The sequence below is a fragment of the Massilia sp. WG5 genome (assembly GCF_001412595.2).
GTDB lineage: Bacteria > Pseudomonadota > Gammaproteobacteria > Burkholderiales > Burkholderiaceae_D > Telluria.
The window spans coordinates 512,654-538,898 of record NZ_CP012640.2; the positions used below are offsets into that span (position 1 = coordinate 512,654).

At 66.6% G+C, this 26,245-nt stretch carries 20 protein-coding genes; 10 read left to right on the top strand and 10 right to left on the bottom strand.

The window, feature by feature from the left end; translation table 11 throughout:
• Positions 1-25: 25 nt before the first annotated feature.
• The 4 genes from AM586_RS02340 (at position 26) to AM586_RS02355 (ending at position 4,167) form a co-directional block, all read left to right on the top strand.
• Positions 26-1,138 carry a mechanosensitive ion channel family protein gene (locus AM586_RS02340; protein WP_047825186.1) on the top strand — a complete coding sequence of 371 codons (1,113 nt, stop codon included), beginning with the start codon at positions 26-28 and terminating at the stop codon, positions 1,136-1,138.
• Between the two features lie 141 nt (positions 1,139-1,279).
• Complete coding sequence (locus AM586_RS02345; RefSeq protein ID WP_047825402.1) at positions 1,280-1,681, top strand: KGG domain-containing protein; 402 nt, start codon at positions 1,280-1,282, stop codon at positions 1,679-1,681.
• A gap of 387 nt (positions 1,682-2,068) precedes the next feature.
• Positions 2,069-3,223, top strand: a complete 1,155-nt coding sequence (gene glf / locus AM586_RS02350) for a UDP-galactopyranose mutase (RefSeq protein WP_047825187.1) — start codon at positions 2,069-2,071, stop codon at positions 3,221-3,223.
• Positions 3,224-3,327: 104 nt separating this feature from the next.
• On the top strand, positions 3,328-4,167 hold the full coding sequence (locus AM586_RS02355) for a metallophosphoesterase (protein ID WP_047825188.1): 840 nt from the start codon (positions 3,328-3,330) through the stop codon (positions 4,165-4,167).
• 12 nt (positions 4,168-4,179) lie between these two features.
• On the opposite strand, the gene AM586_RS02360 is transcribed toward AM586_RS02355, so the two are convergent.
• Positions 4,180-4,398 carry a hypothetical protein gene (locus tag AM586_RS02360; RefSeq protein ID WP_047825189.1) on the bottom strand — a complete coding sequence of 73 codons (219 nt, stop codon included), beginning with the start codon at positions 4,396-4,398 and terminating at the stop codon, positions 4,180-4,182.
• Positions 4,399-4,519: 121 nt separating this feature from the next.
• Between AM586_RS02360 and AM586_RS02365 the strand changes: the two genes are divergently transcribed.
• A complete protein-coding gene (locus AM586_RS02365; protein WP_197416450.1) occupies positions 4,520-5,917 on the top strand; it encodes a PLP-dependent aminotransferase family protein in 1,398 nt (465 codons plus the stop codon).
• On the opposite strand, the gene AM586_RS02370 is transcribed toward AM586_RS02365, so the two are convergent.
• From AM586_RS02370 to AM586_RS02380, 3 genes are all read right to left on the bottom strand, one after another.
• Positions 5,908-7,179, bottom strand: coding sequence for a lipoprotein-releasing ABC transporter permease subunit (locus AM586_RS02370; protein WP_047825190.1), 1,272 nt, complete (start codon positions 7,177-7,179; stop codon positions 5,908-5,910). The two genes, AM586_RS02365 and AM586_RS02370, sit on opposite strands and share 10 nt — an antisense overlap.
• Before the next feature lie 75 nt (positions 7,180-7,254).
• Positions 7,255-8,511 (bottom strand): glycosyltransferase family 1 protein, encoded by a 1,257-nt coding sequence (locus AM586_RS02375; RefSeq protein ID WP_047825191.1) that lies wholly within the window; start codon positions 8,509-8,511, stop codon positions 7,255-7,257.
• A gap of 441 nt (positions 8,512-8,952) precedes the next feature.
• The gene (locus AM586_RS02380; RefSeq protein WP_047825192.1) at positions 8,953-10,176 is read right to left on the bottom strand and encodes a DUF2863 family protein; all 1,224 of its coding nucleotides are present in this window, start codon (positions 10,174-10,176) and stop codon (positions 8,953-8,955) included.
• Between the two features lie 124 nt (positions 10,177-10,300).
• On the opposite strand from AM586_RS02380, the gene AM586_RS02385 reads away from it, so the two are divergent.
• A complete protein-coding gene (locus AM586_RS02385; RefSeq protein ID WP_047825193.1) occupies positions 10,301-11,593 on the top strand; it encodes an NCS2 family permease in 1,293 nt (430 codons plus the stop codon).
• On the opposite strand, the gene AM586_RS02390 is transcribed toward AM586_RS02385, so the two are convergent.
• Positions 11,578-14,250: an EAL domain-containing protein gene (locus AM586_RS02390; protein WP_052233961.1), complete on the bottom strand. Its 2,673-nt coding sequence runs from the start codon at positions 14,248-14,250 to the stop codon at positions 11,578-11,580. The two genes, AM586_RS02385 and AM586_RS02390, sit on opposite strands and share 16 nt — an antisense overlap.
• Positions 14,251-14,556: 306 nt before the next feature.
• Positions 14,557-15,195, bottom strand: a complete 639-nt coding sequence (locus AM586_RS02395; protein ID WP_047825194.1) for a response regulator transcription factor — start codon at positions 15,193-15,195, stop codon at positions 14,557-14,559.
• Between the two features lie 206 nt (positions 15,196-15,401).
• Here AM586_RS02395 and AM586_RS02400 point away from each other — a divergent pair, with 206 nt between their 5' ends.
• Positions 15,402-16,208 (top strand): YdiY family protein, encoded by an 807-nt coding sequence (locus tag AM586_RS02400; RefSeq protein ID WP_307164402.1) that lies wholly within the window; start codon positions 15,402-15,404, stop codon positions 16,206-16,208.
• 9 nt (positions 16,209-16,217) lie between these two features.
• Here AM586_RS02400 and AM586_RS02405 read toward each other — a convergent pair whose 3' ends face one another.
• The 3 genes from AM586_RS02405 to AM586_RS02415 all read right to left on the bottom strand — a co-directional run bounded on the left by AM586_RS02405 (position 16,218) and on the right by AM586_RS02415 (position 21,023).
• Positions 16,218-17,507 (bottom strand): MFS transporter, encoded by a 1,290-nt coding sequence (locus AM586_RS02405; protein WP_047825196.1) that lies wholly within the window; start codon positions 17,505-17,507, stop codon positions 16,218-16,220.
• Positions 17,504-17,839 (bottom strand): thioredoxin family protein, encoded by a 336-nt coding sequence (locus AM586_RS02410; RefSeq protein WP_047825197.1) that lies wholly within the window; start codon positions 17,837-17,839, stop codon positions 17,504-17,506. The genes AM586_RS02405 and AM586_RS02410 overlap by 4 nt, the downstream gene beginning before the upstream one ends.
• A 217-nt stretch (positions 17,840-18,056) precedes the next feature.
• Complete coding sequence (locus tag AM586_RS02415; RefSeq protein ID WP_082439605.1) at positions 18,057-21,023, bottom strand: amidohydrolase family protein; 2,967 nt, start codon at positions 21,021-21,023, stop codon at positions 18,057-18,059.
• Between the two features lie 242 nt (positions 21,024-21,265).
• Between AM586_RS02415 and AM586_RS02420 the strand changes: the two genes are divergently transcribed.
• From AM586_RS02420 to AM586_RS02430, 3 genes are all read left to right on the top strand, one after another.
• Positions 21,266-21,448 (top strand): DUF3606 domain-containing protein, encoded by a 183-nt coding sequence (locus AM586_RS02420; protein ID WP_047825198.1) that lies wholly within the window; start codon positions 21,266-21,268, stop codon positions 21,446-21,448.
• Positions 21,449-21,611: 163 nt separating this feature from the next.
• Positions 21,612-22,757, top strand: coding sequence for a mechanosensitive ion channel family protein (locus AM586_RS02425; protein ID WP_052233964.1), 1,146 nt, complete (start codon positions 21,612-21,614; stop codon positions 22,755-22,757).
• A gap of 92 nt (positions 22,758-22,849) precedes the next feature.
• Positions 22,850-23,740 (top strand): SDR family oxidoreductase, encoded by an 891-nt coding sequence (locus tag AM586_RS02430; protein ID WP_109370411.1) that lies wholly within the window; start codon positions 22,850-22,852, stop codon positions 23,738-23,740.
• A 45-nt stretch (positions 23,741-23,785) separates the two neighbouring features.
• Here AM586_RS02430 and AM586_RS02435 read toward each other — a convergent pair whose 3' ends face one another.
• A complete protein-coding gene (locus AM586_RS02435; protein WP_052233965.1) occupies positions 23,786-26,206 on the bottom strand; it encodes a penicillin-binding protein 1A in 2,421 nt (806 codons plus the stop codon).
• Positions 26,207-26,245 lie beyond the last annotated feature (39 nt).

The window sequence follows — 26,245 nt, forward strand, 5'->3', positions numbered from 1 at the left end:
TGTTGCACCCAACTGGAGCGTGTTGATGAGTTTTCCCTACCTGGCGCCCCTGCGCCGGTTTTCCTTCCTCGGCAATTCCCTCGAAGACTGGACCGTCGCCCTGATCGTGGCCGTACTGGCGACCGCCGCGATGGCCTTCGTGCGCTCGCTGGTGCTGCGCCGCCTGGCGGCGACCTCGGCCCGCACCGACACCCGGATCGACGACCTGGTCGTCAAGATGCTGTCGAAGACCTACATGCTGTTCATCGTCGCCTTCGGCGTGTATTTCGGCAGCACCTTCCTCGCACTCGACCGCGCGCGCGACCTGCTGGTGTCGCGGATCGCGGTGACGGCCCTGCTGTTCCAGCTGGCCGTATGGGGCGACGTCGGCCTGCGCGCCTGGCGCGACCAGCTGCACATGGCCCAGGACGGCGCGCGGCGCAATTCCAGCGCCATCCTGGGTTTCATCCTGCGGCTCACCTTGTGGACCATCGTGGTGCTGATGGTGCTGGATAACTTTGGCGTGAATATCACCGCCCTGGTGGCCAGCCTGGGCGTGGGCGGCATCGCGGTGGCGCTGGCGGTCCAGAACATCCTCGGCGACCTGTTCGCCTCCCTCTCGATCACCCTCGACAAACCGTTCGAGATCGGCGACTTCATCATCGTCGGCGAGGTCCTCGGCTCGGTCGAGCACATCGGCCTGAAGACGACCCGGGTGCGCGGCCTGGGTGGCGAGCAGGTGGTGTTCTCGAACGGCGACCTGCTGAAAAGCCGGATCCACAACCACAAGCGGATGGAGACCCGCCGCGTGGCCTTCGTGCTGCGCATCGCCTACGGCACCAGCGAGGAGCTGCTGTGCCGGGTGCCGCGCATCATCCGCGAGATCATCGCGGCGAAGCCGAACATCGACTTCGAACGCGCCCATTTCATGCAGTGGGGCGAATGGTCGCTGAATTTCGAGGTCGTCTACCACTTCCGCAGCCCGGACTACGTCCTGCACATGGACGCCCAGCAGGACATCTTCCTGGAGATCTACCGCCGCTTCGAGCAGGAAGGCATCCGCTTCGCCCACCCGCTATCGATCGTCAAGCTGGCCGACCCGCCGGGCGCCTTGCAGGCCGCCTCGGGCGGGCCGCCGGGGCCGGCCTGGCGGCACTGAAGTGTTGCAGGCTGAGCCGGACTCATCCTACAGAGCGCCCAAAGGATGTCCTATACCCGGGCTTATGCGTGACGCATAAGATGGATCCAGCTCCTCGACACGGAGGAACGCATGGCAACCATTCATTAAAGGAGAATGATCATGGCACAAAACAACCAACAGAACGGCAACAACGGCAACCGCGGTTTCGCAGGCATGGACCCGCAAAAGCAGCGTGAAATCGCCTCCGAAGGCGGCAAGGCCGCACACGCTTCGGGCAATGCCCACGAGTTCAACTCGGAAGAAGCGCGCCGCGCCGGCTCGATGAGCCACAAGAACGACGGCAACCAGCAGTCGGGCGGGAATAATGCCGGTAACAGCGGCAACACCCGCGGCGGCTCGCCGGAGCAGCACGCCCGCGCCGGCGCGCAAAGCCACAAGAACGACGGCAACCAGCAGTCGGGCGGGAATAATGCCGGTAACAGCGGCAACACCCGCGGCGGCTCGCCGGAGCAGCATGCCCGCGCAGGCTCGCAGAGCCACAAGAACGACAACAAGCGCTGACCGGCGCCTGGTTTAGTTCTTTCATCGGCTGCCGGCATCGTCCGGCAGTTTTCGTTTTATTTGGCAGACATTGTTGTGACGCATCACAGCAATCCGCCGAGTCCGCCACGCCTCCCGCCCGATCCCGGACGCATCCAATTGTGCGATGCCGAATGGGTGATCAATGATATATTTTTGGCACGATATTGAACGCCGCACCACGCGAAGCATGGCATGCCCTGCATGTCGACGCCGTCGCGCCCAGCCGGCCACGCACGCAACCGGTGCTCACAGGTTGCCGTCGTAGTCAGCCCTTCGCCGCACCCATGTTCTTATCCGGCACTAAAGCTTCAGGTCTTGCGGCCGCCGCAAGCGTACAGATACAACTCAACAGTTAGGATAAAACAGATGAAAAAGAATATCGCCATCGTCGGCGCTGGATTCTCGGGAGCCGTGATCGCCAACCAGCTCGCACAGGCGGGCTACAAGGTGGACGTCTTCGAATCCCGTCCTCACGTCGCGGGCAACTGCCATTCGGAACGCGATCCCGAAACCGGCGTCATGGTCCACGTCTACGGCCCCCACATCTTCCACACGGACATCGAGCGCTCCTGGGAATTCGTGAACCGCTACATGGAATTCATGCCCTACGTGAACCGCGTCAAGGCGATCACCAACAATGCGGTCTACACCCTGCCGATCAACCTGCTGACCATCAACCAGTTCTTCGGCAAGACCTTCCGCCCGGCCGAAGCCCAGGAATTCCTGGCGAACCTCGGCGACAAGTCGATCGAGAACCCCACCACCTTCGAGGAACAGGCGCTGCGTTTCGTCGGCCGCGAGCTGTACGAAGCCTTCTTCAAGACCTACACGATCAAGCAGTGGGGCCTGCAGCCGAGCGAACTGCCGGCCAGCATCCTGAAACGCCTGCCGGTGCGCTTCAACTACGACGACAATTATTTCAACCACAAGTACCAGGGCATGCCGAAGGACGGCTACACGGTGCTGGTGGAGCGCATCCTCGACGTGCCGGGCGTCACCGTGCACCTGAACACGAAGTTCGACCCGGACTCGAAGGTCGACTACGAGCACGTGTTCTACAGCGGTCCGATCGACTCCTGGTTCAAGCACGCCGAAGGCCGCCTGCCGTACCGCACGCTGGACTTCGAAGTCTTCCGCGCAAAGGGCGATTACCAGGGCAACGCCGTCATCAACTACTGCGATAACGCCCAGCCCTACACCCGCATCACCGAGCACAAGCACTTCTCGCCATGGGAGCAGCACGAAGGCTCGGTCATGTACAAGGAGTACAGCCGCCAGTGCGAGGAAAAGGATGTGCCCTACTACCCGATCCGGCAGGCGCGCGAAAAGGCGCAGCTGGAGCGCTACGTGAACCTGGCCAACGACGAAAGCAACGTGACCTTCGTCGGCCGCCTGGGCACCTACCGCTACCTCGACATGGACGTCACCATCAACGAGGCGCTGACCACGGCCGACAAGTTCCTCGAAGCCGCGCAGAAGAACGCGCGCATGCCGGCCTTCGCGATCGACCCGCTGGCCTGAGCGCCGGCGTAGCCGAGCGATCGACGTGCGCGCCTGCCGGCGACCGCGCGTCGATCCGCCGGGCGGCGATCCGCCGGGCGGCGATCCGCTATACTGGCCGGATCATGCGTATTCAGCTATTTTCTGACCTGCACCTCGAGCGCGATCCCGCTTTCCAGCCCCTCATCCATCCTGGCACCGACGTCATCGTGCTGGCCGGGGACATCGGCTCCTACCAGGCGCGCTCGCGCCTGCAGGACGACGATTTCGGCCTGGCGCGCTTCGCGCCTCGCCATACCGGCGCACCGGCCAAGGTACTGTACGTCCCCGGCAACCACGAATTCGACGGCCTCGAATACGACGACGCCTACGAGCGCCTGCGCCGCGTCTGCGACTATCTCGGCATCGCCTGGCTCGACCGCGAAAGCATCGTCCTCGACGGCGTGCGCTTCATCGGCAGCACGCTGTGGAGCGACTTCGACGCCGTCGCCGGCCAGGAACGGGATTTGACGAAGCAGCTGCAGGCGCGCGGCAAGGCCTTCCGGGCCGCCAACTACTACCTGAGCAAGAACACCACCTTCCGCGGCGGCGAGCCGGTGCTGGCCGAGCAGCAGCGCGCCATGTCGCTGGCCTGCCAGGACTGGCTGCGCAGCGCCCTCGCCATTCCCTTCGACGGACCGACCGTGGTCGTGACCCATTACGCGCCCAGCCTGCGCAGCGCCGACCCGCGCTACGGCGTCACACCCGGCACCGCCGGCTTCTGCAATTCCATGGACGAGCTGATTCCCTGGGCCGACCTGTGGATGCACGGCCACCTGCACTGCACCAACGACTATGTGGTCGAGGGCGAGCTCGGCGGCCGGCCGCGCAGCTGCCGCGTGGTCGCCAATCCGCTCGGGTATGCGAACAAGGGGGAGCAGGAAGCTTTCCGGCCCGAGCTCGTTATCGAGATCGGGACTGCCTGACGCAGCGCCTGCTTACATGCCGAGCACCCTGACGAGGGTGAAGGCGAGGAGCCCGACGCCCAGCAGCGACAGCACGAAGACCGCGGCCAGCTTGCCGGCCGCGCGCAGCACTGCTTGCTTCTCCTTCCCCTTCTTCATCTCCTGGTCGTAATGCCACTTGACGGCGTAGAACATGCCCGTGCCTAACACAAGAAACTTGAAGGTCACGAAGACGATTGGGATCCAGTCCATTATTTGATTTGCCGAGTGCAGATGTGAGAAGAGAAACGCCAGCGAACGCCATGCAAGGATGGTGCCGCTGCACGTCCTGAAGCATACTACGCGAAAAGCAATATCCATACATCGAGACAAAATGTCCCAGTTGAAAACCATACAAGCCGAGCACCCGCCAGTCTGGCCGCCGCGACTGGCCGTGAACGGCGGGCCACGTTTCTTGCAGATTGCGGACGCCTTGCAGGCGGCGGTGACGGACGGCTCGCTGAAACCGGGCGACCGCCTGCCGCCGCAGCGCCAGTTGGCGGCACAGCTGGGCGTCGACCTGACGACGATCACGCGCGGCTACGACGAAGCCAGGCGCCGCAAGCTGCTGGAGGGCCGCGGCGCCCGCGGCACTTATGTCGCGGCGCCGAAAGTCGAACTGAGCGCGATCCTCGACCTGAGCATGAATACGCCGCCGCCGCCGGATGGCGTCGACTTCGACGACATGCTGAAACAGGGTCTGTCCCAGGTCCTGATGCGGGCGGACAATGAATTACTGATGACTTACCATCTTGGCGGAGGAAGCGACGCCGACCGCAAGGCCGGCGCCAGATGGCTGGAACCGATGTTCGGACAGCTGGATGCACGGCAGCTGGTCGTCTGTCCGGGTGCGCAGGCGGCGATTGCCGCCCTGATCCTTGCGCTGACGGCGCCCGGCGACGTGATCCTGGCGGAGCCAACGACCTATCCCGGCTTGCGTGACGCAGCGACCCAACTCGGCCGGCGCATCATTGCGGTAGAAACGGACAGGCACGGGATGGCGCCCGAGATGCTCGAGGAAGCCTGCCGCCGGCACAAGCCCGCGCTGGTCTACCTGAATCCGACATTACAGAACCCGACCGCCGCCACCATGCCGGAACGCCGGCGCAAGGAGCTGGCCGGCATCGCGAAGCGCCGCAATGTACGCATCGTCGAGGACGATCCCTACTGGCTACTTGCCGACGCTCCGCCCCCGCCGGTCGCCACCTTCGCCCCGCAGCAGGTGGTCTACGTCTCGACCCTGTCGAAATGCCTGACGCCCGGCTTGCGAGTCGCCTTCGTGCTCCTGCGCGACCCGCAGGAACGCGAACGTTTCCTGATCGCGCTGAGGTCGTTCGCACTGATGGCCGCCCCGCTGACGGCCGCACTGGCCACGCAGTGGATCCTCGACGGATCGGCCGGCGGATTGATGGAAGGCGTACGCAAGGAGGCGCGCCTGCGCCACCGGATGGCCCGCGATATCTTGGCGGGGCGCTACCGCGGCGCCGGAGACAGCCTGCATGTGTGGCTCGAGCTGCCGGCCTATTGGCGCTCTTCGCAGCTCGCGCGTGCAGCCGAGGCCGAAGGCATCGCAGTCACGCCGGCCGAGGCCTTCGCAACCGGCAGCGCATCCGTGAATGCGATCCGGATCTCCCTGGGCAGCATCCAGGACCGCGGACGCTTGCAGGCGGGCCTGCAGCGCCTGTCGCAACTGCTTGCGCGGCGGCCCGAGTCGCCCGAGTCTTATTCGTAACGCAGCGCGGCTGCCGGCTGCAGGCGGGCCGCCGACCAGCTCGGATACAGCGTGGCCAGGAAGGCCAGCACCACCGCCACGCCGCCGATGCGGCCGACGTCGGTCCATTGCAGGTCGCTCGGCACTTCGCTGATCAGGTAGATGTCCTTGGCCAGGAACTGCACGCCGAACAGGTGTTCGATGGCCGGCACGATGACGCCGACGTTCAGCGCCACCAGCACGCCGAGGGCGACACCCAGCAGCGCGCCCATCACCCCGACCAGGGTCCCCTGGATCACGAAGATCTGCATGACCGATCGCGGCGAAGCGCCCAGGGTACGGAGGATCGCGATGTCGGCCTGCTTGTCGCGCACCGTCATCACCAGGGTCGAGACCAGGTTGAATGCGGCCACCGCGATGATCATGGTGAGGATCACGAACATCATGCGCTTCTGCGACTGCACGGCGGCGAACCAGGTCGAGTTCACGCGGGTCCAGTCGCGCAGCAGGAAGCGTTCGTCCATGCCGCGCGCCAGCTCCACGGCCACGCGCGGCGCCGCATACATGTCGGCCAGGCGCAGGCGCACGCCGGACGGTCCCGCCAGGCCCTGCAGGGAGATCGCATCGTCGATGTGGACGAAGGCCAGGGCCGAGTCGAACTGGTAATTCCCGGAGTCGAAGACGTCGGCCACGGTGAAGACCCGCTGGCGGGTCGAGATCTGTCCCGGCTGGCCGGGCTGGCCGGATGCGGCCACCAGCAGGCGCACCTTGTCGCCGGCCTTGACGTCGAGCGCGCGCGCCAGCTCGCTGCCCAGCACCACGTTCTGCGAGCCCGGGCGCAGCGCCGCAAGGTTATGCGCATGGGTCTGGCCCGCGATGTCCGACACCTTGAGTTCGGCCTCGGGCAGCACGCCGCGGATCACGACCGGCTTCATGCTGTCTTCGCGCAGTACCATGCCCTGCAGTTCGGCGAAGGGCGCGGCGGCCTTGACTTCGGGATTCTGCAGCGCCTGCCGTTCGACCGTGCGCCACTCGGGCATGGCGCCGTCGGCGGCCAGTACCTCGACGTGGGCCAGCACCGAGAGCATGCGCGCGGTGACCTCCTTCTCGAAGCCGTTCATCACGGACAGGACGACGATCAGGGCAGCGACCCCGAGGGCGATACCGGCCACGGAGATCAGGGAAATGAAGGACAGGAAGCGGTTGCGGCTGGCGCGCTTGGCGGCGCGGGTGTAGCGCAGGCCGATCAGCCACTCGTAAGGCAGACGGTGCAGGATACTCATCCCGTAATTTTGCCATAAAAACAAAAATCCGCCCACGCATTGCTGCGGGGCGGATTTTTCCGGGTACCGGCGCGCTTATTCGGCGGCCTGGGCCTTGACCGGCTGCGCGTCGATGGCGACGTTCTGCGCGGCCTGCTTGTGCGCAGCGCTGAGCGGCAGCGGGCTGACCTTGCCGGCGCCGGCTTCGGCGATATCGGCGATGTTGGAGGCATCGGCGCTCAGGCGCTGGGCGCGGTTGCCCGGCTCGGTCGTCTGGATCAGCTGGTGCATCGCATTGGCGGTCTTGTCCCACGAGGTGTTGGCCACGACCGCGCGCATGCGCTCGGCCAGCGCGAGCTTCTGTTCCGGGCTCGCGTCCAGCATGCGCTCGCAGGCGGCGATGAACTCGGCCGGCGTCTCGGCGATCGCGACCACGTCGCCGTAGGGCACCTTGACGTCGGTGATCGGGGTGCTGACCGACGGCAGTTCCGCGGCCATGTACTCCAGCACCTTGGTCGGGCTGATGAACTTGGTCGACTCGTTCAGTGCGAACGGCAGCAGGCAGACGTCCCAGCCGGCCAGGAACTGCGGCAGCTCTTCATAGGTGCGCTGGCCCATGTAGTGGATGTTGGCGGCCTTCGGCAGGTGCGCCGGATCGATCTTCACGACCGGGCCGACCAGCACGATCTGCCATTCCGGACGGGCGGCGGCGACTTCACGGATCAGGTCGATGTCGAAGCGCTCGTCGATCACGCCGTAGAAGCCCAGGCGCGGACCCGGGATGCCGGCCTGGTCCGGGTGGCTGTGCGACGGGTCGCGCGCCTGCTGGAAGTGCTGCGCGTCGACGCTGCTCGAGAAGCAGTGGGCGTTGGCGTGGCGATCCTTCTTCGAGTTGTACAGGCTCGGACCGCCGGTGAAGCACAGGTCGGCGATGTTCAGCAGTGCGCTTTCACGCTGCACCAGTTGCTTCGGCGGGTTCTTGAACGCGGCCAGCTCGTCCATGCAGTCGTAGACGACCAGCGAGGGTTCGAAGCTTTGCAGCAGCGGCAGGGCCATCGGGGTGTAGAACCAGACGACCGGCTTCTCGCCTTCGGGCACGAGGTCGGCCAGCAGGGTCTGCAGGGTCGGGATCTGGTCGTCATGGAAGCCCGGCGCATGGATCGGGGTATGCGGCTGGCACACGGTGATGTTCGGCGCCACGGCCGTCTTCTTCAGGTGCGCCTGCCCTTCTTGGTACACCGGTTCCTCGACGATCAGGATTCGGTAGTGTTTGGCCATGCGGGTCATCAGGTGCTGGGGACGCTGAAAGACAAAGTCCCAACGCAGGTGGCAAAACACGATAAGGGTTGGCATTTTTCAAGTTCCTTTCGCCTTGGGGCGTTCTAGTTGATCTGGGATTCAACCGGGCGGATTCACTGGGGATGCGGTCGCATGCACCAGGAATCAACGTGCCGGACCCGAGAATCGTAACATGCAAAATTCTCAAGATTTTCATTTACCACTTGCAATATTAACAACGGGTAATGAAATTGGACGCGGAACACATTTGCGCCCTAGGGAAAATGTGACTCTTGGTTAAAAATGTAGGTTTAGTCCTACGATTATTCAAGAAAAAACACTACGAAAATGCATCGTGCGCTCAAGCGTGCGCGGGGTGTTAAGTGGAGAACGGAAGCGGGAAGAAAGTGTGTTTACGTGGGAGGAATTGACGCCTGAACGCGTTGGCTGCGTAAACACGGTCGTTCCCACGCGGGCGGGAACGACCTTCCGGCAGCTGGTCCGGGCGAGGCACCATCAGTCGCTCAGGTAAGCCTCCGCGCCCTCCGGCTGTCCGCCCTCGTCGAAGCCGCGCGCGAGCAGGATGCCGTCCAGTCCGATCGTGCTCAGCCCGTCGCACAGGTCTTCCACCTCGGATTCGAGGTCGGCGGCCAGGTCGAGCGGTTTGTCGATCGTTGCCAGCGGGGCGCCGCCGGCCAGCGGGTAGAGGTTGGTGCGCAGCGCCGCGTGGGTGCCGAGGTCGACCGGCGCCACCACCGCCTTGAGGCGTTCCGGCTCGAGATCCAGGTCGTCGATACGGCCGTTGACCTCGGCCAGCGTGGCCAGCATCGCCAGTTCGGACACACCCTGCTCCTTGGCGCCGTAGAACAGGTCCTGGTACAGGAAATTCAGTTCGATTTTGGCCGGGTTCGGCGACAGGCAGCGCGCCAGCAGCGGCGCGATGCTGCCGGCCCACATGCGGTAGCGCGCCATGCGGCCTTCGAAATAGGCGTCGGCCGCCGCCTCGTCCTTTGGCACCTTGTAGAAAGGATCGTCGGCATGCTTGAGCGAAAAGCCGAGCAGGAAGCGCAGCTCCATCGCCTCGTCGTCCGGGCCGTAGCCGCTGGCATGCCAGCCGCGCATGCTGGCTTCGATGGCGGGCGCCGCCACCAGCTTCTTGCTGCGCATCGACGCCGCAGCTTCCTTCAGCATCTGCTGCAGGCCGCTGTAGCCGACGTGGTCGACCTCGTCGAGGTCGTACAGGTAGCGCACCAGCACCACGCGGCTGTCGGCGCTGGCCAGGCCGGTGTGGCGGAAGCTGTCGCTCAGCTCCTCGAAGGCGGCATCGTCCTGGAACACCTCGGCGGGATTCAGGCCCCCGGTGCTGCTCACGAACATCGGGATCATGAAGGCATCGATCTCGAGTTCGGCGCCATCCCCATCCTGGTCGCGCAGGCGCAGGGTCGCGGCTTCTTCCTCGACCTGTTCCTGCAGGTAGCGGCAGCATTCGGGGTCGGTGTAGCGCGCGGCCTCGATGGCGCCGTACAGGATTTCGTCATGCTGGCGGCGCAGCGCGCGGCGGATCAGGGTCAGCAGATCCTGTTCAAGCTGGGGCTTCCTGGCGGCGGCCTGCAAGTCCTCGGGGTCGGTCTCCACGATGTCGAGGGCGAGATCGACCAGGTTCTGGGCCAGCGCCTCGTGGTCGGGCTCCGCCGCAGGTTTTGCGGGTTTGCGGGGAGCTGGGCGCTTGTTTTTTGGCATGGCGGCAATCGTAAAGAGTGAACAAGGCCCCATGTTATCAAATCGGCCGCGCCACAAAGAAGTAGCTCATTTCCCGACAGATTGTTATGCTTCGACCATCCCAACCCTGACTTACAAAAACAACATGCTCGAACGCCTTTTCCACCTCCGGCAAAGCGGCAGCGATGCCCGCACCGAAATACTGGCCGGTCTGACCACCTTCCTGACGATGGCCTACATCATTTTCGTGAATCCCTCGATCCTCGGCGACGCCGGGATGCCGAAGGAGGCCGTGTTCGTCGCCACCTGCCTGGTCGCGGCGCTCGGCAGCGCGGTGATGGGCCTGTATGCCAACTATCCGATCGCCATGGCCCCTGGGATGGGCCTGAACGCCTATTTCGCCTACGCCGTGGTAATCGGCATGAAGGTGCCCTGGCAGGCCGCGCTGGGCGCGGTGTTCGTGTCCGGCTGCCTGTTCATCCTGGTCTCGGTGTTCGGCCTGCGCGCGATGATCGTGAACGGCATTCCGCGCTCGCTGCGGGTGGCGATCACGGTCGGCCTGGGCATGTTCCTGGCCCTGATCGCGCTGAAGAACGCCGGCATCGTGGTGGCCAGCGAACCGACCCTGGTCAAGGTCGGCGACCTGCACCAGGGCGGCGCCATCATGGCCATGATCGGTTTCCTGCTGATCGTGACCCTGGACCGCCTGCGCGTGCGCGGCGCGATCCTGATCGGCATCATCGCGGTGACGGTGCTGAGCTTCTTCTTCGGCGGGAATGAATTCCACCACGTGGTCTCCGCCCCGCCCTCGCTGGCCCCGACCTTCCTGAAACTGGACGTCCCCGGCGCGCTGGCGGTCGGCATCCTGAACGTGATTCTGGTGTTCTTCCTGGTCGAACTGTTCGACGCCACCGGCACCCTGATGGGCGTGGCCAGCCGCGCCGGCCTGCTGGTCGAAGGCAAGATGGAACGCCTGAACAAGGCCCTGCTGGCCGACAGCGCCGCGATCGTCGCCGGCGCCGCCCTCGGCACCTCCAGCACCACGGCCTATATCGAATCGGCTTCCGGCGTCCAGGCCGGCGGCCGCACCGGCCTGACCGCCCTCACCGTGGCCGTGCTGTTCCTGGCCTGCCTGTTCATCGCGCCGCTGGCCGGCGTGGTGCCGCCCTACGCTACCGCACCGGCGCTGCTGTTCGTCGCCTGCCTGATGCTGCGCGACCTCGGCGACATCGAATGGGGCGACACCACCGAGGCGATTCCCGCCGCGATCACGGCGCTGACGATCCCGTTCACGTACTCGATCGCCGAGGGCATCGCCTTCGGCTTTATCACCTACGCGGTGCTGAAGCTGACCACCGGCCGCGCACGCCAGGTCGCGCCGATCGTGTGGGTGATCGCCGCGCTGTTCGCGTTCAAGATCGTCTACATCGGCACGTGATGCGTTTCGATTGACGCTTCGGCCTGGCGCTGCCGCAGCGGCGCCAGGTCGAGCGTGACGCCGTCGCGCAGCATGCGCCCGAAGTCCTCGGCCGCCAGCGGCCGGCTGAAGTAATACCCCTGCATCATGTCGCAGCCATGCTCGGCCAGCACGGCCAGCTGGCCCGCCGTCTCCACTCCCTCCGCCACCACCGTCAGGCGCAAGCCGTGCGCCATCGCGATCACCGCCTGCGAGATGGCGACGTCGTCGCCGCCGTTCAGGATATCCGCGACGAAGGACTGGTCCAGCTTCAGCTTGTCGACCGGGAAGCGCTTCAGGTAATTCAGGTTCGAGAAACCGGTGCCGAAATCGTCGATCGACAGGCGGATGCCCATGTTCTTCAGCTGGGCCAGCAGCGCGCAGCTCTTGTTCGCATCCGCCATCGACGCGCTTTCGGTCAGCTCGAGTTCCAGCAGCTGCGGCTCGATCCCGCACTCGTCCAGCACGCGCGCGACGGTGGCGACGATGCGGTCGTTGAACTGGTGGGCCGACAGGTTGACCGACACCGGCACCAGCGGCAGCCCCTCGTCGCGCCATTGCCGCTGTTGGCAGCAGGCCTCGCTCAGCACCCAGTCGCCGATCGGCAGGATCAGGCCGGTCTCTTCGGCCAGCGGAATGAACACGCCCGGCGACACCATGCCCAGCTGCGGATGGCGCCAGCGCAGCAGCGCTTCGGCGCCGACGATCCGGCCGCTGGCGAGATCGACCTGGGGCTGGTAGTGCAGCGCCAGTTCCTTGCGCTCCAGCGCCCGGCGCAGCGCGCTCTCGAGCTTGAAGCGGTCGTTCGCGCCCTGGTTCAGTTCCGGCCGGTAGAAGGCGTAGCGCTGGCCGACCCCGTCCGCGCCCTGGCGCAGCGCCGCTTCCGCGCCGCTCACCAGCACTTCGTATTGCAGGCCGTCGTTCGGGAAAACCGCGATGCCGATCGACGGATCCAGGTGCAGCTCCTGATCGCCCCACGTATAGGGCTTCCCGACCGCGGCCAGCAGGCGGCGCGCGGCCAGGGACAGGTCTTCGGCCACCGCGCGCAGGGCCAGCACCGCGAAGGTGCTGTCGGAGAAGCGGCCGACGGCATCGGCGCCGGCCGCGCCGCGCAGCCGCGCAGCCGCCTCCTGCAGCAGGGCCTGTTCGGCGCCCGGCCCGAGCGCCTCGCGGATCAGCGGCATGCGGCCCAGGCTCAGCAGCATGAAGCCGAGCACCTGCCCGGCGCCCTGCGCCTGCGCCTTCATCTGGCGCAGGCGGTCGCGCAGGAGCAGGCGGTTCGGCAGGCCGGTCAGGGTATCGAAGTTGCTGACGTAGCGCAGGCGCTCCTCGGCGCCGCGCAGTTCGGTGGCGTCGATGCCGGTGCCGAGCACGTATTCGATGCTGCCGTCGTCGCGCCGCAGCAGGGTCTTGGTCCAGATGATCGAGCGCGGCTTGCCGGTGCGGGTATGCCACTCGCCCTGGATCCGTGAGCGCGACGAGGTGTGGTCCAGTTCCTGGAACACGCGCCGCACCGCCAGCTCGTCGTCGACGCGCCGCACCACTTCCCAGCACGGGCGGCCGATCGCATCAAGAGCCTTCCAGCCCAGCGCCTCTTCGCAGGCGCGGTTGAACATCACGATATGGCCGCTGGGCGCGGCCAGCAGCACCAGCGCGCCCGCAGTGTCGACCACCGCCGACAAGCGGTTGCGCTCCGAGCGCAGGGCTTCGGTGCGCTCGACCACCAGCGCTTCCATGCAGGCATACAGGCGCGCGCGCTCGAGCGCGGAGCCGAGCTGGGTGGCGGCGCTGTCGATCAGCGAGCGTTCGGCCTCGCCCAGCGCCGGTCCGACCGGCATCAGTTCCAGGACGCCGACCTCGCGGCCCTGGGCATGCAGCGCCAGCCGCACCAGGGGCAGTCCGACCGGCCCGTCCGGCATGTTGCGCGCCGCCAGCCGGCGCAGCCCGCCGTCCAGGCCGAGCGCCTCGACCGCGGCCCCGGCCAGGCCGGGCAGCGCCAGCAGATGGGCCAGCGCGGCTTCGGCCACGGCCTGTTCGCCGACCGCCTCGTTGAGGGCGGCCGCCATGCCGTGCAGGATCGCCAGCGAGCGGCACGAGCGCTCCAGCACGCCGCGCTGGTCCGCCAGTTCGGCGTTCATGCGCAGGGCCTGCGCATGGGTGGCGACCAGCAGCTCGTAGATCTGGCGCCGTTCGGCGGCCATGAATTCGAGCGGACGGTCGGGCGCACCCAGCGCGCAATCCTGCAGGATGCGGCGCAGGCGCTCGCGCAGCCGGACGCCGTCGTAGGGCTTGCGCACGAAACTGTCGGCGCCCGATTCGAGCGCCTGGACGATGTCGTTCAGGCTGGCCAGCCGGGTCAGCAGGACTACCGGCAGGTTCGCGTACACCGGATCGTCCTTCAGGGTCTTGCACAAGGTAAAACCGTCCATGCCGGGCATGGCGATGTCGCTGATGATCAGGTGCGGGCGCCGCCGCGCCACTTCCGCCAGGCCGGCCGAGCCGTCGCCGGCAATCCGCACCCGCCAGCCGGGTTCGCTTGCCAGCAGGCGCGCCAGATGTTGCGCCTGGGTCGGGCTGTCCTCCACGATCAGGATGTCCACCGTACCCGCGGTGTTGCCGCTTTCTCGCTTGCTTGTCATGTTGTCTTGAAATCCGGACTACTGCCGATAGCCGCCGCGCTGGCAAGCGGCCAACATACTTGCATCGGTGCCATGCAAGATAGATAAGTTATAACATTGTGACGTGGGGAGGAAGGAGCCCCTGCCGGGGCCGCCTCGTATTGACGACCGATCTGCGGGCCGCGGAAAAAACCCGGGGACAGCCCTGCTCTCATAGGGAAAAACCGGGCGCGGAGAGCACCTGGTGCGTCATGGTCACGGCTTTTCTGTCGCAGATTTAATGACAAGCTCCTGTTCACAGTGTTGCCATACAGCAACGACAAGGTGTCATCCTGCGAGCCCGTTGCGCAGTGCGTACCGGATCAGGGCAGCGTTCGAGGACAGCCCCAGCTTGCGGAAGATGCGGATCCGGTAGGTGTTGACGGAGCTGACCGTGATGCCGAGTTCGGCCGCGACCTGCTTGACCTGCAGGCCGGCCCCGATCAGCGCCACGATCTCGGCCTCGCGCGGCGTCAGCAGCCGGTGCGGGGCCGCCGCCGGCGGATTGCTGGCTTCCCGCGCCAGCAGTTCGGCGACCCGCGGACCGATCCAGGGCGCGCCGGTGGCCGCCTGGCGCAGGGCCTGCACCAGTTCCGCCGTGGCGGTATTCTTCGACACATAACCGAAAGCGCCAGCGCGCAGGGCCGCGAGTGCGTATCGTTCTTCGGGGTGCATGCTCAGCATGACCACGCGCAGCGCGGGAAAGTGGCGGCGCAGTTCCACCAGGCCGTCGAGGCCGTCGTAGTCGGGCAGGCTCACGTCCAGCACCACCACGTCCGGCCGAACCTGGGCCACCAGCGCGATCGCCTGCTGCAGGTCGCCCGCCTCGCCCACCACTTTCAGGTCGGCGCAGTGGCGCACGATCTTCTTGACGCCCTCGCGGATGAGTTCATGGTCGTCGGCGATGACTAGCCTGATCAATGCCATTCCTTAGCTCATACATACATGCCGGTATGTCGGCAAACCGGGCTATTTTAGGCGCTCGGAAGCATGAATTGCAAATACAATGCATCAAGAATTAACAGTTACCTCATCTTTTCTTCGCAATTTCGTGGGAAAAATGTTGCGGCAGGTAGGTTGAAGCCTGCCTTTGCTTTACAATGTCGGGCCATCCAATGAACCATGGGATGCTCATGAAATCTCTGATGCTCTGGGCGCTGGCACTGGCCGGCGCAAGCGGCGCCGCCATCGCCGCGCCCGACGACTTCGCCGATGCGGCGCCGTCGTCCACTTACTTCACGCAAGCGCCGACCACCGCCATTCCGGAAGGCAGCAACTGGTTTACCTCCGCCGAACTGGGCGCGATCTCGACCTCCGGCAACACCACCGGCACCTCGATCACCGGCAAGATCGACGCGCGCCACGAAATGAGCAACTGGAGCAACGAATACGTCTTCAGCGGCTTCTTCAAGGAGGACGAAATCGCCAACGCCGACGGCACGCGCACCCGTACCCGCTCGGCCGAGCGCTGGCAGGTGGCGGCCAAGGCGGCCTTCAAGCTGCTCGAAGACGGCAACCGCGCCTTCGTGCTGGGCTCGCACGTAAACGATAAATTCGGCGCCTACACCCGCTACTCGACCCTGGCTGTCGGTTACGGCACCCAGTTGCTGAAGCGCGAGGACAAATCCGTCGACGTCGAGATCGGCCCCGGCTATTTCCACGGCGAGAGCGCGACCGGCGAGCAGGATTCCGGCATGACGGTGCACGGCGCCGCCCAGCTGCGCTGGAAAGTCAGCCCGTCGGCCGCGTTCAGCCAGACCGTCAGCGTCGAACGCGGCACCACCAACGTGCACACGGTGGCGGAAACCGCGCTGAGCACCAAGATCAACGGGACCATGCAGATGAAGGCTGCCTTCAGTGCACGCAGCGACAGCAAGGTGCCGGAAGACAAGAAGAACACCGACACCCAGACCTCGCTGACCCTGGTTTATTCCTTCTGATCAGCGCACTCAGTCGGCGCGTGCGCTACGCACCGGCAGCAGCGCCACCAGGCTGATCAACGCCGCGGCGCTGAGGTACCAGCCCACGGTCGACAGGCCGTGGTTGGTCGCCAGCCAGGTGGCCGCATACGGCGCCAGCGAGGCGCCCAGGATGCCGGCCAGGTTGAAGGTCAGCGACGCGCCCGTGTAGCGCACCTCCGGCGGGAACATCTCCGACAGCAGCGTGCCCAGCGGCCCGTAGGTCATGCCGATCAGGCACTGGCCCAGCACCATGAACAAGGTCACCATGGCGAGCGAACCGGAGCCGAACATCGGCCCGAAGGCCAGCCCGAACACCGCGATCGCCGCCGATACCCCGATCATCACCCGGCGCCGGTCGATGCGGTCGGCCAGCACCGCCGCCACCGGGATCGTCAGCCCGAAGAACAGGATCGCGAACAGCTGCAGCAGCAGGAATTGCTGGCGCGAGTAATGCAGGGCCGTGGTGCCCCAGCTCAGGGCGAACACCGACATCAGGTAGAAGATCACGAAGGTCGACAGCGCGGCAAGGGTGCCCAGCACCAGCGGCCCCGTATGCGACTTGAACACGGTGGCGACCGGCAGGCGCACGCGTTCGTTGCGTTCCAGGACCTTCTGGAAATCGGGCGTTTCGGTGATCTTCAGGCGCACGTAGAGGCCGATCAGGACCAGCAGCGCGCTGGCCAGGAAGGGAATGCGCCAGCCGTAGCTGAAGAAATCGGCGTCCGACAGGGTCTGCGACAACACCAGGAAAGTGGAGCCGGACAGGAAGAAGCCGATCGGCGCGCCCAGCTGCGGGAACATGCCGTACCAGGCGCGCTTGCCCGGCGGCGCATTCTCGGTGGCGAGCAGCACCGCCCCGCCCCACTCGCCGCCCAGGCCCAGGCCCTGGCCGAAACGGCACAGCGCCAGCAGCAGCGGCGCCGCGGTGCCGATCGTGGCATAGGTCGGCAGCAGGCCGATCACCACGGTCGACAGGCCCATGGTCAGCAGCGCCGCGACCAGCGTCGCCTTGCGGCCGATGCGGTCGCCGAAGTGCCCGAACACGGCCGACCCCACCGGCCGTGCGAAGAAGGCGATCGCGAAGGTCGCCAGCGACTGCAGGGTTGCCGCCGCGGCGTCGCCGGCCGGAAAGAACAGCTTCGGGAACACCAGCACGGCGGCAGTGGCGTAGATGTAGAAGTCGTAGAATTCGATGGTGGTGCCGATCAGGCTGGCGAACAGTACGGTCGCCGGACGGTTCATGGCGGTGCGCGTGGCTTGCGGTTCGACTGCGCTCATGCGGCGCCTGCCTGCCCGGTTGCCGCATTCAGCGCGTCCTTCAGTTCCTGCGCGTCGGCCGGGCGCACCACCCGCGCGACTTCCTGGCCATCCTTCATCACGACCACGGTCGGCCACAGCTTGACGCGGAAGGAACGGCCCAGCGGACGCCCCGGGCCATCCTCGGCTTTCAGGTGGCGCACGGCGGGAAAGTCCTTCAGCGCTTCCTCGATATGGTGTTCCGCCGCCTTGCAGTAACCGCACCAGTTGGTGCCGAAGTCGACGGCCACCACGCCGGGCATCGCGTCGACCGCGCTGCGCTCCGGCTGCGCGGTTTCATAGGGCTGGGTCATGTGTTTCTCCTAATTGAACGAATGACAGTAGCGTACCTCAAATGCCTGCCGACGGCGAGGTCTGCGGCGGGCGTCTGCCCTGCTGGCCGGGTTTTGGTTCGGTTTCGGGCCCGCGTCGGTTAGTTGCAAAGTACTTTGGTAAAAAAACCCGCGACCGCATGGCCGCGGGCATCAACCAGGTCCGGCGCCTCACACCGGGCCCGGCTACCAACGCTCTTCAATCGGCATGCTGGCCGTCTTCCGCGCACTCGGCCGGGTGGCTGCGGCAGCGCGCCTGGTAGGCGGCCACCGCATCGCGGCGGGCCGCCGGCGCCGCCGGGGTGCTGAACGGCGCCAGGATCTCGGCCAGCGTGTACGCCCGGCCGTTCTTCATGACCACTTCCACGTTGGCGGCGGCGCGCAGGTCGGACAGTGGATTGCCGCGCACCACGATCAGGTCGGCCAGCTTGCCCGGCTCCACCGAACCGAGGTCGCGGTCGACCAGCGCCATCTTCGCCGCGTTGATGGTCACCGTCTGCAACGCCGTGTAATTGCCGAGGACAAGTCCGGCGGCGCGCAGGTTCAGGTGCAGCTGGATGCCGGGCACCACCAGCGGCGAGTCGGTGCCGTTCGCCACCAGCCCCCCTGCCGCCACCACTTTCGCCTGCTGGGTGGCGTCATTGATGATGGTGCCGAGCTGCGCGGGCGTCGGCGGCGTGGCGTTCTGCAGGCCGGCCACGAAGTTCGGCGGCACCAGGATGAAGCGCGGATCGGTGACGATGCCCGGGTCCAGCCCCGCCAGCGCGGCCGCCGAGAACAGCGTGTCGATCAGGCGGAAGCTGCCCTTGCCGTAGGTGTCGTAGGCGTCCTGGTAGGTGATCGCCTTGACCGCCGATTTCGACCAGCTGTAGCCCATGCGCTGGGTTGCGCTCAGGTGGGTCGTGCCGGCGATGCCGGTGGCGGCGCCCGGCTCGATCGGGTGGGTCCCGCTCGGCACGCCGAGGTCGAGGGCGCCCTGCGCGATGCGGCTCATGACCGGGATCGGCGCGCGCACATAGGCCTTCAGGAAGTCGGCATCCATGGCCTTGGCCTTGGCGATCTCGACATCGGCCACGGCCGGGGTGCGCAAGCTGCGCGCGAAGTGGTAGAACAGGCGGTTGCCCTCCCACAGCGGCGGCGAGACGAACAGGCGCGGCCCGCCCTGGTACAGGGTCAGCGGATGGATGTGGGTCTCGATCAGGCCCGGCATCACGGTCAGGCCGCTGGCGTCGATGAAGCGCTCGGCCTGCGACGCCGAACCGGCCGTGTGCGGGCGGATCCAGGCGATCCGGTTCTTCTGCACCAGGATATCGACGTCATAGCGCAGGGTCGGGGCGAGGCCGTCCCAGAGGGCGCCGGCGCGGATCAGGGTCGAGCCCTCCGGCGCCGCCTGCCGCCACTGGAGCTTGACGTCGACGTCGCGCGCATGGCTGCCGTCGGCGTCGATCACGCGGATCCGGTTGGCGGACTTGACCATCAGCATGTCGTTGCCGCCCCAGGAAGGCAGGTCGGCCGGTTCGCTGCCCAGCAGCCGCGCAGGGCCGGCCGGCGAACCGTCCGGGTTCAGCGGCATCAGGTGCAGCAGGGAGTCCATGATGAAGGCGACCCTGGTGCCGTCCGGCGACAGCACCGCCGCGCCTTCGTCGCGTTCCGAGATCTGGCGCGGCGCCGGCGCCACCGCATGGAAGCTCCCCTGCCCGGTCGCCAGGTCGATCACACGCAGCTTGTTGTAGCCCTCGCGGAAGCGGTTGTTGATGCGCTCGTTGTCCACCAGCAGGATGTGGCGCCCGTCCGCCAGCCATTGCGGGGTGCTGACCTGGCTGCCGACTGCCGGCGCGACGACGCGGAAGGTGCTGGTGGCGCGGTTCCAGATCTCGAGCTGGCCGGACAGGGTGATGTAGGCGATGCTGCGGCCGTCCGGCGACAGCTTCGGCAGCGCCATCGAACGGCCCGGGATCGCGGCCAGGCGGGTGCGCGCGCCGGTGGCGACGTCGACCTGGTCGACCGCGAGCTGGCCGGCATTCCCGCGCTCGGTCGAGAAATAGACGGCCTTGCCGTCGGCCGTCCATTGCGGGCTGATGTCGCGGTCCTGGTCGTCGGTGAGGCGGCGCGGCGCATCGCCGATCCGCATCACCCAGACGTCGTTCAGGGCCACGAAGGCGATGCTGCGGCCGTCCGGCGACAGTACCGGCGCGCTGATGCCGGCCACCCGCCGCTGGCCGAAATTGTCGAACTGGCGGTCCTTCGGATGCGAAAACACCGGACGCCGCAGCAGCAGCTCGGCGCGGAAAGGGATGTCGCCTTGCGCGCCGCCGGCGGCGTCGCGCACGCGGATGTGGCCATCGGCGGTGTACAGGAAGCGTCCGTCCGGGAGGAAGCGCACCGGGAAGGGGAAGATATCTTCGCCGCTGGTGAGCTGGGCGCCGCGCAGGACCAGCTGGCGGTCGGCGTTCTGGTAGACCAGGCCGCTGCCGTCCGGCACCCAGGCCGGCGCCGTGCCCGGGGCGACGATGGTGGGCGTGCGGCTGTCGAAAGGTTTGGTCACCACGTTCGGGCCGTCCACGTAAGCCAGGGTGCGGCCGTCCGGCGACACCACCGGATTGCTCTCGGCGCCGGGGCCGGCGGTGAGCCGGGTCGGCGGGCCGCCGTCGGCCGGCACGCTCCAGATCTTGTACTGGCCGTCGTTGCTGCGGTCGGACGAGAACACCAGGGCGCTACCGTCCGGGGTCCAGGCCGGCTCGCGGTCGTCGTTCGGGCCGGTGGTCAGCTCTTCGGGACGGCGGCCGTCGGGATCGATGGTCCAGATGTGGTAGTTGGCTTCCGGGGCATAGTTCTGGAAGGCGATGCGCTTGCCGTCCGGCGACCACACCGGCGCGGTCGGCTCCAGGTGCCAGTCGGTGATCCGGGTGGCAGCGCCGCCGGCGGCCGGCATCACCCACAGCGCGCCCTGGTTCGAGAACACGATGCGCTTGCCGTCCGGCGAGGGGAAGGCCGCCATATTCGTGCCTTCGCGCAGCTCGACGCGAAGGTCCTGGGTCGGCCCGCGCAAGTCGTTCAATTGGTCGACCCGGCCGCCGCCATGCATCTGGCAGGCGGACACCAGGAAGGCCGTGACTGCAAGGGCCAGCGCGGTCCTGCGGGTGGGAAGAAGATGACGATGCTTCATGGCGCCTCCGGAAGTGGGAAAGTTGCCGATTTGCACCAACTTGGTGCAGATTCTGCTTCGATCCTACTGCCGGGCTCGCCGATCAGGACGGGTATTGCCGGGTTTCCTGATCGTGCTCAAAGCCTATTGCTGACGCATGGGAACTTTTTTCATGAGAAAACTAGTTACATAAAGTGAGGCAGCGAACGGAATACGGCCGTGGCCGGTGGCATCCTGAAAACTCGTTGAGAAAGGAGCCCATCATGTCCGACAACCTGCAAGACCGCGGCGCACAGGACCGCGCCCGCATCAACCTGCACGAAAAACATGAAATCCAGTACTGGACCAAGGCGCTCGGCGTGTCCGAGGAAGAACTGGCGCAGGCCGTGAAACAGGCCGGCAACAGCGCCGAAGCCGTCCGCCAGCACCTGCGTACGAAGCACTGATCCGGCACTGATCCCGTATTGACGGCAGCGCCGCCGCAGGCGCATCTGCTTCAAGCGGCGTGTGCAAGCGGATGGGCGCCCCTGCGTCCACCCGCTTGCGCAGGCCCGCCGTCCCCGGCGCCCGGCGCCGTTCCGCTGCACCCCCGACATCGACAGGAGCCCGATGAACATCCGCGGCTATTTCACATCCCTCGACATCAGCTGGACCAACGCCGCCTTCGCGCTCGGCGCGGCGGTGATCAGCTTCTTCCTCATCCACGGCGCGGTGATGATGTTCCGCCGCCGCCTCGGCAAGCTGACCGGCGAAGCGGCCCAGCGGCCGATCGTCGACGTGCTGCTGCACACGCTGGCGCGCACCAGCAACCTGGCGGTGCTGGCGACCTCGCTGCTGATCGGCGCCTCGGTCCTCGAGCTCGCGCCTCCCTGGAACCAGCGCATCGGCCACCTGTGGTTCATCACCCTCGGGGCCCAGCTCGCGGTCTGGCTGCACCGCGCGATCGGCGTGACGGCGCGGCGCTATTTCCGCATCCACGGCAAGAACAAGGAGAACGAGCAGGTCACGGTGGCGCACACGCTGATGATCTGGGCCCTGCAATGGAGCGTCTGGACCGTGTTCCTGCTGGCGATGCTGGCGAATCTCGGCATCAACGTCACAACCTTCGTGGCCAGCCTGGGCATCGGCGGCGTGGCGGTGGCGCTCGCGGTGCAGAACATCCTCGGCGACCTGTTCGCCTCGCTGTCGATCGCGATCGACAAGCCCTTCGAGGTCGGCGACTCGGTGTCGGTGCCGGAATTCTCCGGCACCATCGAGCACGTGGGCCTGAAGACGACGCGCATCCGCGCCCTGTCCGGCGAACAGATCGTGATCGCCAACGCCGAGCTGCTGCGCAAGGTCGTGCACAACTTCAAGCGCATGAACACGCGGCGCGTGCAGTTCAACCTGCGCATCAACCCGGCCACGCCGCCGGAACTCGCGGCGCAGATTCCGCCCCGGCTGTCGAAGATCATCGAGGGCAAGGAAAAAGTGACGCTGGACCACGTCAACCTGACCGCCCTCGACCAGAACTTCATCGAGTACGACATCGTCTACAAGCTTGCCGACGCCGACTACGGCCTGTTCCTGAAGACCCAGCAGCAGGTCCTGCTGGAGGCGATGGCGATGTGCCGCGAGCTCGGTGTCTCGACCGCGCCGCGCGCCCAGCAGCTGGTCCTGAGCGAGGCGCCGGCGGCCGAACAGGCAGCCAACGACTCACCCGACGCCAAGCGTCCGGACGGCCGCGGCAAGGCGCAGGCAAGGTTCACGCCCTGAGCTGCCATCGCGGCTTTGCCGGGCGGCATACCGGCGACGCCCCGGCCTGGGCCGGCATAGAATCGCAGGCCCACGCTTTAGATGGAGGTCCCATGTCGCAACAGAAATCGCAGCAGCAGTCGCAGCAACTGAGTCAACAAAAAGCCCAGGAGCAGACCCCGCGCCAGACGCCGCCCGGCACCGAGGCCCTGCTGACGCCCAAGGCCGACCACGGCGAATCCAGCTACGTCGGTCACGGCAGGCTGGCCGACAAGAAGGCCCTGATCACCGGCGCCGACAGCGGCATCGGCCGCGCCGTCGCCCTCGCCTTCGCGCGCGAAGGCGCCGACGTGCTGATCTCCTACCTGAACGAACACGAGGACGCGAAGGAAACCGAGCGCCTGGTGAAGGAAGCCGGCCGCAATGCGGTGCTGGTGCCGGGCGACCTGGCCGACCCGGCCCACTGCCGCGCCCTGGTCGAACGCGCGGTGCAGGAATTCGGCCGCATCGACGTGCTGGTGAATAATGCCGCCTACCAGATGAGCCACGAGTCGATCGACGAGATCGCCGACGAGGAATGGCGGCACACCTTCGCGGTCAACATCGACGCCATGTTCTATATCTGCAAGGCGGCGGTAAAGCACATGCAGCCGGGCGCCTCGATCATCAACACCACCTCGATCAATTCCGACAAGCCCTCGCCGAACCTGCTGGCCTATGCCACCACCAAGGGCGCGATCGCCAATTTCACGGCCGGGCTGGCGCAGCTGCTGGCCGACAAGGGCATTCGCGTGAACTCGGTGGCGCCGGGCCCGATCTGGACCCCGCTGATCCCGTCGACCATGCCGCGGGAGGCGGTGGCCAGCTTCGGCCAGCAGACGCCGATGAAACGGCCCGGCCAGCCGGCCGAGCTGGCGCCGGTGTATGTGATGCTGGCGTCGAACGAGGCGAGTTATGTGTCGGGGGCGCGGATCGCGGTGACGGGCGGGACGCCGATCCTGTAGGCCGTCGTTCCCGCGCAGGCGGGAAACAGGTGCCGGGACGACGGACTAGGCGTCGTTCGGGAACCGGTTCCCCGTATCCTGCGGCCTCGGCTCCGGCTGCTCCCGCTCATCGTTCGGCGGCGGCTGCGGCAGGTCGGCCGGCGGGCCGCCTTCCTGCTGCATGTCGTTGCCCTCATCCATGTCTTCCTCCGGCTCCACATGGCGCACCGGTTCCGGCTTGCGGTAGCCCGGGAATTGCGCGTCGGCCGGGACCTTGCCGCTGTCGAGCGCGGTCTTGAAGAAGTCGCCCACCAGCAGGATCGCGCTGTGGCCGCCCTGGCCCCAGTAGTTCGAACGCATCGTCACACGATTGTCGTTGAAGCCCACCCAGGCGCCGGCCACCAGGTTCGGGTGGATCATGATGAACCAGCCGTCGGCGTTGTTCTGGGTGGTGCCGGTCTTGCCGGCGACGTCGCCGCTGATGCCGAAGCGGCTGCGCACGGCGGTGCCGGTGCCGCGGTTGACCACCCCGCGCATCATGTCGATCAGGGTGTCGGCCGAGCCTTGCGAGAGCACCCGCTGCGGGGTCTGGCTTGAAAAGTCGGCGACCACCTTGCCGTCGCGGTCGGTGATCCGGCGCACGAACACCGGAGGCCGGTATTCGCCCTGGGCCGCGATGGTCGAGTAGGCGCTGACCATTTCCAGCAGGGTCACCGGGCTGGTGCCGAGCGCGATCGAGGGCACGGCCGCCAGCTTGCTGGAACGGATGCCCATGTCCTGGGCCAGCTTGACGATCGGCTTCACGCCCACGTCCTGCATCACCTGGGCCGTGATCGTGTTCTTCGAAAACACCAGGCCGTCGCGCATGGTCAGGCGGCGGCCGGTGGTGCCGCTGTTGTCGGTCGGGCGCCAGGTCGTGCCGTTCGGGTCGCGGATCGTCGTCACCGCATCCAGGTAGGGGTGGTCCGGCGTCAGCCCGCTCTCCAGCGCGGCCGCGTAGACGATCGGCTTGAAGGTGGAGCCCGGCTGGCGCGAGGCCTGGGCCACGTGATCGAACTGTTCGCGCTGGAAGTTGCGACTGCCGACCCAGGCCTTGACCTCGCCGGTGCTCGGGTCCATAGCCACGAAGCCGGCCTGCAGGCGCGCCTTGGCATTCTTCAGCTGGCGCATGAAGTCGCGGTCGCCGCGCAGGCGCTTCAGCGCCGCCGCCGGGGCCTCGCCGCCGTCCACGGCGTGCTTGTACTCGCCGGACTCGCGCACGAAGGCATCGAGGAGTTCGCCGTGCGACTGCCAGAAGTACTCGAAGGGATTGACGCCCTCGCGCATGTCGGCGTAGGTCTGGGTCGAGGTCGAGTTGACCGGCCAGGAATGGGCCCAGTCGACGTCGGCGATGGCCTGCAGGGCGTCGGCCTGGCGCTCGACGGCGCGCAGGGCCGCCTGCTGCAGGTCGTAGTCGAGCGTGGTCTGCACCACCAGCCCGTCCTGCTCCAGGTTGACGTCGTTCTTCTCGGCCCAGTCGACCAGCCACTTGCGCACATAGGCCGTGAAGTGGTCGTCCTTGCCGGTGCGCTCGGCCTGGCGCGTGAAACGCACCTTCAGCGGGCGCTTGACCAGCTGTTCGTAGCGCTTTTCGTCGAAGGCGCCGGCCTTCAGCATCTGCGCCAGCACCACGTTGCGGCGCGCCTTCGACCGCTCGGGGTTCGTGACCGGGTTGTAATAGGCGGTGCCCTTCAGCATGCCGACCAGGGTGGCGGCCTCGGTTTCGCTGAGCTGCGACGCCGACTTGTCGAAATAGGTGCGCGCCGCCATCTCGATGCCGTAGGTGTTGTACAGGAAGGGCACCGTGTTCAGGTAGGCTTCCAGGATTTCCGTCTTGCTGTAGGTGTTCTCGATCTTGAAGGCGGTGATCAGCTCCTTCAGCTTGCGGTTGATGTTGCGCGCGTTGCCGATCTCGTCGCGGAACATGTTGCGCGCGAGCTGCTGGGTGATGGTCGAGCCTCCCTGGGCGTCGCCCTTCAGGTTGGCGAGCATGGCGCCGGCGATGCGGGTGAAGTCGACCCCGTGGTGCTCGTAGAAGCGGCGGTCTTCGGTGGCGATCAGGGCGGTGATCACGTGCGGCGAGATCTGCGACAGCGGCACCTTCTCCTGCAGGCCCTGCTCGAAGCTGGCCAGCTCGCGGCCGTCGCCCGACAGCACCACGGTCGGACGCGCGACGCGCGCCTGCTTCACGTCCTCGATGCCCGGCGTCAGCGGGAACAGCATGGCCACGTAGATGCCGAACGCCACCGTCAGGATTCCCAGTGCGCCCCCACCTATCAGCAGCCAGCGCTGCAGCGGCGGACGCTTCATCAGCCCGGCCTTTACCTGCGCGTAGCGTGCACGCGCGCGCTCGGCGGCCGCGCCCGGCCGGCGCCGGTCCGGTCCCGGATACCCCATCGGCTTGTCGGTTTCCTGCCCCTGCTCTTCGTTCTTGTTATGGTCGTCCACGTGGTGTTCCCGTCTGCTCCTGATCCTTGCCCGCCGCAA

Excerpts from the sequence above, each read along its gene's own strand:
- AM586_RS02340 (WP_047825186.1), top strand. The coding sequence starts at position 26 with ATGAGTTTTCCCTACCTGGCGCCCCTGCGCCGGTTTTCCTTCCTCGGC.
- AM586_RS02345 (WP_047825402.1), top strand. The coding sequence starts at position 1,280 with ATGGCACAAAACAACCAACAGAACGGCAACAACGGCAACCGCGGTTTC.
- glf (WP_047825187.1), top strand. The coding sequence starts at position 2,069 with ATGAAAAAGAATATCGCCATCGTCGGCGCTGGATTCTCGGGAGCCGTG.
- AM586_RS02355 (WP_047825188.1), top strand. The coding sequence starts at position 3,328 with ATGCGTATTCAGCTATTTTCTGACCTGCACCTCGAGCGCGATCCCGCT.
- AM586_RS02360 (WP_047825189.1), bottom strand. The coding sequence starts at position 4,398 with ATGGACTGGATCCCAATCGTCTTCGTGACCTTCAAGTTTCTTGTGTTA.
- AM586_RS02365 (WP_197416450.1), top strand. The coding sequence starts at position 4,520 with ATGTCCCAGTTGAAAACCATACAAGCCGAGCACCCGCCAGTCTGGCCG.
- AM586_RS02370 (WP_047825190.1), bottom strand. The coding sequence starts at position 7,179 with ATGAGTATCCTGCACCGTCTGCCTTACGAGTGGCTGATCGGCCTGCGC.
- AM586_RS02375 (WP_047825191.1), bottom strand. The coding sequence starts at position 8,511 with ATGCCAACCCTTATCGTGTTTTGCCACCTGCGTTGGGACTTTGTCTTT.
- AM586_RS02380 (WP_047825192.1), bottom strand. The coding sequence starts at position 10,176 with ATGCCAAAAAACAAGCGCCCAGCTCCCCGCAAACCCGCAAAACCTGCG.
- AM586_RS02385 (WP_047825193.1), top strand. The coding sequence starts at position 10,301 with ATGCTCGAACGCCTTTTCCACCTCCGGCAAAGCGGCAGCGATGCCCGC.
- AM586_RS02390 (WP_052233961.1), bottom strand. The coding sequence starts at position 14,250 with ATGACAAGCAAGCGAGAAAGCGGCAACACCGCGGGTACGGTGGACATC.
- AM586_RS02395 (WP_047825194.1), bottom strand. The coding sequence starts at position 15,195 with ATGGCATTGATCAGGCTAGTCATCGCCGACGACCATGAACTCATCCGC.
- AM586_RS02400 (WP_307164402.1), top strand. The coding sequence starts at position 15,402 with ATGAAATCTCTGATGCTCTGGGCGCTGGCACTGGCCGGCGCAAGCGGC.
- AM586_RS02405 (WP_047825196.1), bottom strand. The coding sequence starts at position 17,507 with ATGAGCGCAGTCGAACCGCAAGCCACGCGCACCGCCATGAACCGTCCG.
- AM586_RS02410 (WP_047825197.1), bottom strand. The coding sequence starts at position 17,839 with ATGACCCAGCCCTATGAAACCGCGCAGCCGGAGCGCAGCGCGGTCGAC.
- AM586_RS02415 (WP_082439605.1), bottom strand. The coding sequence starts at position 21,023 with ATGAAGCATCGTCATCTTCTTCCCACCCGCAGGACCGCGCTGGCCCTT.
- AM586_RS02420 (WP_047825198.1), top strand. The coding sequence starts at position 21,266 with ATGTCCGACAACCTGCAAGACCGCGGCGCACAGGACCGCGCCCGCATC.
- AM586_RS02425 (WP_052233964.1), top strand. The coding sequence starts at position 21,612 with ATGAACATCCGCGGCTATTTCACATCCCTCGACATCAGCTGGACCAAC.
- AM586_RS02430 (WP_109370411.1), top strand. The coding sequence starts at position 22,850 with ATGTCGCAACAGAAATCGCAGCAGCAGTCGCAGCAACTGAGTCAACAA.